Raw genomic sequence first — 7340 nt, 5'->3', positions numbered from 1 at the left:
CGGTCATGACTCGAATACTAGTTCGAAGGTCCGACAGTCACGGCCGGAACGAGAACGGTCGTGCGACTAGGGGCGGGTGAGGCCGCCGAGCAGCTCGCGGGTCCGGGAGACGGCGCCACGCGTGGCGTCCCGGCGGCGGCCCCCGAAGTCCTCCCGGCCGTCGGGGCCGGCCACCAGGGGTGCCGCCGCGAGGTCGGCGACGAGCACGCACCACCAGAGGGTGTCGCGGGTCGGGGTCGCCTCGTCCTCGAGACCCCCGAGGTCGATCCCGCGCTCCTCGGCCTCCACCCCCGACGCCAGCTGGTGGGCCACGAGGGCCTGGACCCGCCGGTCGTAGCCCCGCACGCGGAGGAAGCGGGCGCCGTCGAGCGGCGGGAAGCCAGTGCGGGCGGCGACGGGGGAGCGGCCGACGTCGAGCAGGACGGCGGCCTGGATCAGCGGCTCGCGGTCGACGCCCGGCAGGTCGGCCAGGCGCAGAGCCTCGCGGGCCGCGGCCTGCGTGTGGCGCCAGTGCTCGGGGAGCCGGTCGGCCAGCAGGGTCTCCGCGAGGGCCCGCGACGCGGAGAAGGACGGCACGACCGCGACGCTAACGGTTCCCCCGCCGCCGCTCCGCGATCACCAGGTCGATCTTCGCCAGGGCGAAGAACGCCGCCATCGTGACCACCACGCCTCCGGCGTAGACGAGCCAGGCGAGCGCCCCGCCGCCGGGAGAGACCTCGTGCGCCGCCCGCAGCGCCCGCCGCACCCCGAGGACCAGCCATACCCACAGCCCCACGTAGGCGGGGAGCTGCAGCAGGCCGTTCCGGACGAGCGGACCGCAGGCGGGGTCGTCGTTCGCCATCGCGAACGGGATCAGGGCCGCCACCGAGAACAGCCCACCGAGGACGATCATCGCGAACGCGCTCAGCGACAGCACCACGGACATGACGCCGATCCTCACCGCCACCCGGCGCCGCGGGCACGGGGTGACTACTCAGCGACCCCGCCACTGCGGGGTGCGCTTCTCGGCGAACGCCCGCGGGCCCTCCTTCGCGTCCTCGCTGGAGAACACGGTCATCATCACGCGGGTGTTGTCGGCCCAGACGTCGTCGCCGAGCTCGTCGGCGTGGGCGGCGCGCCCCATGAGCGCCTTGGACTCCCGGACCGCCACCGGCGCGTTCGCCGCGATCGTCGCCGCGAGGGAGCGGGCGACGTCGAGGGCGGTCCCGGCGGGCGCGACCCGGTTGACCAGGCCCAGCTCGTAGGCCCGCGCGGCGCTGATCGGCGCGCCCGTCATCGCGATCTCCAGCGCGACGGCCCGCGGGACGAGCTGCGGGAGGCGGATGAGGCCGCCGGCGCCCGCGACGAGGCCCCGCGTCACCTCGGGCAGGCCGAGCTTCGCCTCCTCGTCGACCACCGCGAGGTCGCACGAGAGCATCAGCTCGAGGCCGCCGCCGAACGCGAGCCCGTTGACCGCGGCGATCGTCGGCGTGGCGATCGGGTGCCGGGCGAACCCGCCGAAGCCCCACTCGGGGTGGTCGGGGTCGAGCAGCGACTCGCCCGCCGCGACCGCCTTGAGGTCGGCACCCGCGCTGAACGCCCGCCCGGTGCCCGTCACGACGATCGCCCGCACCGCCTCGTCGTCGTCGGCCGCCTGCAGTGCGGCGCCCAGGCCGGCGGCCACGGCCGCGTTGAGCGCGTTGAGCGCCTTCGGCCGGTCGATCGTGATGACGGTGACCGCGTCGGCGGTCTCGACGTGGACCTCATCGGACATCGGTGGCCTGCCTTCCCGTCGCGATCTCGGCGCGGGCGGCCGAGTCGTCGGCACCCTGCACCACGGCGGCGAGGTCGGCGAGCGCGGCACGGTCGGTGTCGTCGGCGACGGCGATCGAGAACTCGACGTCGGTGACCACCCCGGCGTAGCGCTCGAGGAGCCGCTCGCCGATCTCGTCGTGCGTGCCGATCACGACGAACCGGTGCAGCGTCTCGTCGTCGATCATCGCGGGCAGCTCCTCCCACCGCTGGGCCTTCGAGAGCTCCTTGGCCTCGGAGGCGAGGTCGGAGAGGCCGAGGTGGTCGAAGGCGGCGCGGTAGCCGGGGGTGGAGGCGTAGAAGGCGATCCGGGCCCGGGCGTCCTCGACCTTGCGCTCCAGCTCGGCCCCGGTCCGCGCGGAGGCGACCAGCGGCTTCATGCACACGCGGAAGTCGTCGAGCGGGCGGCCCGAGCGGGCGGCGCCCCGGCGCACGGCGGGGAGCATGACCTCGGCGATGTAGCTCGGGGTGCACACCGGGTGGGGGCGGACCCCGTCGGCGACCTCGCCCGCCACCGCGCACATGTTCGTGTTCACCGCGGCGAGCTGCACCGGGACGTCGGGGTGCTCGATCGGCCCGGCGTCGAACAGCGGCACCATGAGGTCGAGCTGGTACCGCTCGCCCGAGTGCGCCAGCGGGGTGCCGTGCTGCCAGGTGTCCCAGACCGCGCGCATGGCCTGCACGTACTCGCGCATCCACGGGGCCGGCGGGTGCCACTCCATCCCGTAGCGCCGCCGGACGTGCCCCCGCACCTGCGTGCCCAGGCCCAGCGTGAACCGGCCGCCGGAGAGCTTCTGCTGCGTCCAGGCCTGCAGCGCCATCACCGTGGGGCTGCGGGGGAAGGCGATGGCGACGGCGGTCGTCGTGCGCAGGGTGGTGGTCGCCGCGGCGGCGAGGGCGAGCACGACGAACGGGTCGTCCTTGGTCTCCTCGACCGCGAGCCCGCCGTAGCCGATCCCCTCGAGGAAGCGGGCGGTCTCGGCGACCGCGCCGAGGTCGAGCGGGGTCGCCGGGGCGCGGAGCCCGGGATCGACCTTGCCGAGCGGGAGCAGGGTCTCCAGGCGCACGGGCACCGACCTCCTCGTCGTGACGCGTCGAGGAAGTGTGGCAGGCACGATGGACCCATGAGCGCCGAAGACGAGGGCGGCGACCCGGTCTGCTGGGCCCATCTGCTGTGCCCGGCGTGCGGTGCCATGCCCGATCCGGACGAACCCTCGTCCGGGACCTGTCCGCGCTGTGGCGAGGAGCTGCCCCGATGACCGGCGACTACCGATGACCGGCGACAACACCCGCCCGCTGGAACCGGGCATCGTCCGGGACTTCACCGAGAACCTGTCCTACGGCGGCTACCTGCACCTCGACGAGCTCCTGACCGCCCAGCAGCCGCGCAGCGACCACCACGACGAGCTGCTGTTCGTCATCCAGCACCAGACCTCGGAGCTGTGGCTCAAGCTCGCGCTCCACGAGCTCACCTCGGCGTGCGACGACCTCGCCGCCGACGAGCTCGCCCGGTCGCTCAAGCGGCTTGCTCGTGTGAAGCACGTGCAGCACCAGCTGATCGAGCAGTGGTCGGTGCTCGCCACGCTGACGCCGAGCGAGTACGGGGAGTTCCGGAGCTTCCTCGGGACCTCGTCGGGCTTCCAGAGCTACCAGTACCGGGCGCTCGAGTTCCTGCTCGGCAACAAGAACGCCGCGATGCTCGACCTGTTCGCCGAGGACGCCTCCGCGACGACGCTCCTGAGCGGGGCGCTCGAGCGCCCCAGCCTGTACGACGAGTTCCTCCGGTTCCTGGCCCGGCGCGGGCACCCCGTGCCGGTGGAGCTCCTGGAGCGGGACGTGACGAAGGCGCACGTCGAGAACGAGGGCCTCGTCGAGGTGTTCCGCGGGATCTACGCCGACCCCGCGCGGTACTGGGACGTCTACGAGGCCTGCGAGGAGCTCGTCGACCTCGAGGAGAACATGCAGTTCTGGCGCTTCCGCCACCTCAAGACCGTCGAGCGCACCATCGGCTTCCGCCGGGGGACCGGTGGCTCGAGCGGTGCCGGGTTCCTGCGCCGGGCCCTCGAGCTCACCTTCTTCCCCGAGCTCTACGCGGTGCGCACGGCCCTCTAGTTCCCCAGGACGCCGAGCTGGCCGAGGAGTCCGGCGACGTCCATGATGATGCGACTCTCGACGAAGATCCCGTCGCGGTAGCGGTCGATCGTCCACGCCTCGACCGTGGCGGTGCGTCCGGTCGCCGGGATGCCCAGGAACTCGCCTCGGTGCGTGCCGGTCCAGGTGGAGAAGCTCAGCACCCGGTCGCCCTCGACGAGGGTGTCGTGGAGCGTCCAGTGGAGGTCGGGGAAGCCGTCGAACATCATGCGGAGGACATCGGCCAGGCCGGCGCGGCCGGGCCCCTGGCCGGGCAGCGGGTTCAGCTCGACGAAGTCCTCGGCGACCATCTCGACCAGGGCTCCGTCCAGGTCCTGGGCGTTGATGACGTCGTCGATGAAACGTCGGGCGAGCACCCGGAGGTCCTGCTCGACGGCAGGGCCGGTGGTCGTGGAGGTCACGATGTCTTCCTTCCGGTGGAGGATCGGGTCTAGAGCGGCAGCGGGTGGCGCATGACGCCATCGCCGGAGAGTCGTCCGGAGAGGGTGCGGACGAAGTCGAGCGCGTCCATCTCGACGTGCTCGCCGCCCGCGCCCTGGCTGAAGGTGCCGCCCGCGACCCCGGTCAGGTGCAGGTCGAACGCTTCTCCGTGGAGCTCCGCCCACTCCCGCACGATGTCGGCGACCAGGCGTCCGTCGTGGTCGCGGGTCAGCTCCATGGGTCGGCCGATCGCGGCGTGGACGTCGATGCGGTGGGCCCAGACGTCGCGGGTGAAGCCCACCTCGAGCAGGTAGTTCACCGGCTTCCAGCCGATCGGGTCGCCGAACGGGACCGGGACGTAGCGCAGGGGCAGGGGTGTGCCGAACCGGCCCCTGACCGCCTTCTCGCCGACCGCCCGGAGCTGCGCGACCACCTCGTCGTCGCCGAGTCCGGCCCGCTCGCGGACCTGCAGCTCGTTGAGGCCGTCGACCCAGTGGTGGGAGTCGATCTCCTTGTTGAGCGGGAGCCCGTGGCGCAGCTGGTGCAGGAAGACCGACGGCGATGCCTGCGCATCGGCGGAGCCGAGGACATGGAGGACCATCGTGCGGACGGTCCAGCCGACGCAGTCGGTGTCGGTGGTCCGCTCCTCCGGGGTCAGCGAGGCGGCGAGGGCCGCGAACCTCTCGAACTCGGCCGACGCGAGGACGCGGGCCTCCCCGCGGGTGATGCGGGTGAATCCGCTGGAACTCGTGGTCGTCATCGGGTCGTCCCTTCCGTGGCGTCGTCGACCAGGAGATCGATCATGCGGTCGAGGTGGCGGAGCCAGCGGTCCCCGCCCGGATCGTTGCTCAGCTGGGCCTCGATCAGGCCGGCGGTGATCGCGACGAGGCAGTCGATGTCGCCGCCGTCGGTCACGCCGGCCGCGTTCATCACGCCGAGGACGCGGCCGAGCGCTTCCCGGGCCACGGCGTAGGACTCGGCACTCGGCTCGAAGCCGGGGATCACCCGGCGGAAGAGCAGGGAGTTGCGCGCCGGGTCCGCGACGGCGAAGTCGGCGAAGGCACCGAGGTAGGCCTTCAGCGCCGCCCGCGGGTCGGCGGGTCGGTCGATCGCGTCGAGCGTCGCCAGCAGCTGCCGGTTGCCGTCGGCGAACATCGCGTCGTAGAGGGCGTCCTTGGAGTCGAAGTAGGCGTACAGCGAGGGCTGCCGCATGCCGACCTCCCGGGCCAGGTCCCGCAGCGAGACCAGCTGGATGCCGCGCTCACGCGCCAGAGCCCAGGCCGCGTCGACGATCGAGGCGATCTTGACCTCTCGACGCTGCGCGACCTTGCTGACCACCACGGAAACCCCCTCTCACGCACCTATCGGCGATAGGCAGTTTGCCTATCGCCGATAGATACGTCAAGGGCCGACCGCGGTGCGCGGCTCCCCTAGTCGTCGTCGCGGTCGGGTCGCTCGGCGACCACCGGGTACCTGCCCGTGATCGCGTTGCGCTCCAGAGCGGCCAGCCGGATCTTCTCCCGGCACAGGAACCACCCGACGACGAGCGCCGGGACGATCACCACGATCGTCGCCAGCGTGTAGGTGCCGATGGGGTAGTCGAACCCGGTCAGCACCAGGACGGCGAGCAGGAACGCGAGGGTCAGCCATCCCGACCACGGGGCGCCGGGCATCCGGAACGCGGGCCGGTGCACCCGTCCCTGCTTCCACCACGCATAGAGCTTGATCTGGCAGAGCACGATCGTCGCCCAGGAGGCGATGACCCCGAGCGAGGCCATGTTCAGGACGATCTCGAAGGCCTCGCCCGGGTTCAGCGCGTTGAGCCCGACCCCGAGCAGCGTGATGCAGGAGGTCAGGACGATGCCGCCCCACGGGACGCCGTTGCCCGTCATTCGCGCGGTGAACGACGGCGCGCTCCCGTTCATCGCCATCGAGCGCAGGATGCGGCCCGTGGAGTAGAGCCCGGCGTTGAGGCTGGAGAGTGCCGCGGTGAGCACGACGAGGTTCATGACGGTGCCGGAGCCGCTCACGCCGATGTGGGCGAAGAACGTGACGAACGGGCTCTCGGACTTCGAGTAGAGCGTGTAGGGCAGCAGCAGGGCGAGCAGTACGAGCGACCCGACGTAGAAGACCGCGATCCGGAAGACCACCGAGTTGATGGCTCGCGGCATGATCTTCTCCGGGTTCTCGGTCTCCCCGGCCGCCGTGCCCACCAGCTCCACCGCGGCGTACGCGAACACGACGCCGCTGATGACGATGACCAGGGGCAGGATCCCCGAGGGGAACAGGCCTCCGGAGTCGCCCACCATGCCGAAGCCGGTGGGGCGGCCCTCGACGTCGAAGCGCCCGGCCAGGAACACGGTGCCGATCACCAGGAACGCCACCAGCGCGACCACCTTGATGATCGCGGCCCAGAACTCGATCTCGCCGAAGAGCTTGACCGAGATGAGGTTCATCGTCAGGACGATCAGCAGCGCGACCAGGGCGATCGTCCACTGCGGGATCGCCTGGAACGCGCCCCAGTAGTGCATGTAGGTCGCGATGGCGGTGGTGTCGACGATCGAGGTCATCGCCCAGTTGAGGAAGTACAGCCACCCCGCGACGTAGGCGGCCTTCTCGCCGTAGAACTCACGGGCGTAGGAGACGAACGATCCCGACGAAGGCCGGTGCAGCACCAGCTCGCCGAGCGCGCGCAGGATCAGGAAGACGAACACGCCGCAGAACGCGTAGACGAGGAACAGTCCCGGCCCGGCGCTCGCGAGCCGCCCGCCGGCCCCCAGGAACAGCCCGGTGCCGATCGCCCCGCCGATCGCGATCATCTGGACCTGCCGCGGCTTGAGGCCCTTCTGGTAGCCCTCGTCCTCGTGGGACAGGCCCGCGTCGTAGCTGTCGGCGCTGCTGGTGTCGGTCACCGGTCCTGCCATGGAGCCCTCCTTCGACGGCCCCTCCCGACGCGTACGTCCGGGGACTCGCGGCGG

General features: G+C 71.7%; 9 protein-coding genes. 1 reads left to right on the top strand and 8 read right to left on the bottom strand.

All coding sequences use genetic code 11. The features are described from left to right. Positions 1-66: 66 nt before the first annotated feature. Genes ACFPBZ_RS20470 through ACFPBZ_RS20455 form a run of 4 tightly spaced genes read right to left on the bottom strand, consistent with a single transcriptional unit; the run spans position 67 to position 2864 of the window. Positions 67-576: a phosphohydrolase gene (locus tag ACFPBZ_RS20470; protein WP_378037952.1), complete on the bottom strand. Its 510-nt coding sequence runs from the start codon at positions 574-576 to the stop codon at positions 67-69. 10 nt (positions 577-586) lie between these two features. Continuing rightward, positions 587-925, bottom strand: coding sequence for a hypothetical protein (locus ACFPBZ_RS20465; protein WP_378037951.1), 339 nt, complete (start codon positions 923-925; stop codon positions 587-589). A 48-nt stretch (positions 926-973) separates the two neighbouring features. Then, positions 974-1753: a crotonase/enoyl-CoA hydratase family protein gene (locus ACFPBZ_RS20460; RefSeq protein WP_378037950.1), complete on the bottom strand. Its 780-nt coding sequence runs from the start codon at positions 1751-1753 to the stop codon at positions 974-976. Further along, complete coding sequence (locus ACFPBZ_RS20455) at positions 1743-2864, bottom strand: TIGR03617 family F420-dependent LLM class oxidoreductase (RefSeq protein WP_378037949.1); 1122 nt, start codon at positions 2862-2864, stop codon at positions 1743-1745. Before ACFPBZ_RS20455 ends, ACFPBZ_RS20460 begins: the two co-directional genes overlap by 11 nt. Before the next feature lie 199 nt (positions 2865-3063). Between ACFPBZ_RS20455 and ACFPBZ_RS20450 the strand changes: the two genes are divergently transcribed. Continuing rightward, positions 3064-3903: a tryptophan 2,3-dioxygenase gene (locus ACFPBZ_RS20450; RefSeq protein ID WP_378037948.1), complete on the top strand. Its 840-nt coding sequence runs from the start codon at positions 3064-3066 to the stop codon at positions 3901-3903. Here ACFPBZ_RS20450 and ACFPBZ_RS20445 read toward each other — a convergent pair. From ACFPBZ_RS20445 to ACFPBZ_RS20430, 4 genes are all read right to left on the bottom strand, one after another. Then, positions 3900-4343: an ester cyclase gene (locus ACFPBZ_RS20445; RefSeq protein WP_378037947.1), complete on the bottom strand. Its 444-nt coding sequence runs from the start codon at positions 4341-4343 to the stop codon at positions 3900-3902. The two genes, ACFPBZ_RS20450 and ACFPBZ_RS20445, sit on opposite strands and share 4 nt — an antisense overlap. Before the next feature lie 29 nt (positions 4344-4372). Continuing rightward, on the bottom strand, positions 4373-5122 hold the full coding sequence (locus ACFPBZ_RS20440) for a maleylpyruvate isomerase family mycothiol-dependent enzyme (protein ID WP_378037946.1): 750 nt from the start codon (positions 5120-5122) through the stop codon (positions 4373-4375). After that, positions 5119-5703: a TetR/AcrR family transcriptional regulator gene (locus tag ACFPBZ_RS20435; protein WP_378037945.1), complete on the bottom strand. Its 585-nt coding sequence runs from the start codon at positions 5701-5703 to the stop codon at positions 5119-5121. Before ACFPBZ_RS20435 ends, ACFPBZ_RS20440 begins: the two co-directional genes overlap by 4 nt. Positions 5704-5792: 89 nt before the next feature. Further along, on the bottom strand, positions 5793-7286 hold the full coding sequence (locus tag ACFPBZ_RS20430) for an amino acid permease (protein WP_378037944.1): 1494 nt from the start codon (positions 7284-7286) through the stop codon (positions 5793-5795). Positions 7287-7340: the final 54 nt, after the last annotated feature.

This window comes from Actinomycetospora atypica (assembly GCF_042653685.1).
Classification (GTDB): domain Bacteria; phylum Actinomycetota; class Actinomycetes; order Mycobacteriales; family Pseudonocardiaceae; genus Actinomycetospora; species Actinomycetospora atypica.
The sequence above is the reverse complement of the archived record's forward strand: the minus strand, read 5'-3'. Positions and strand labels throughout refer to the sequence as shown.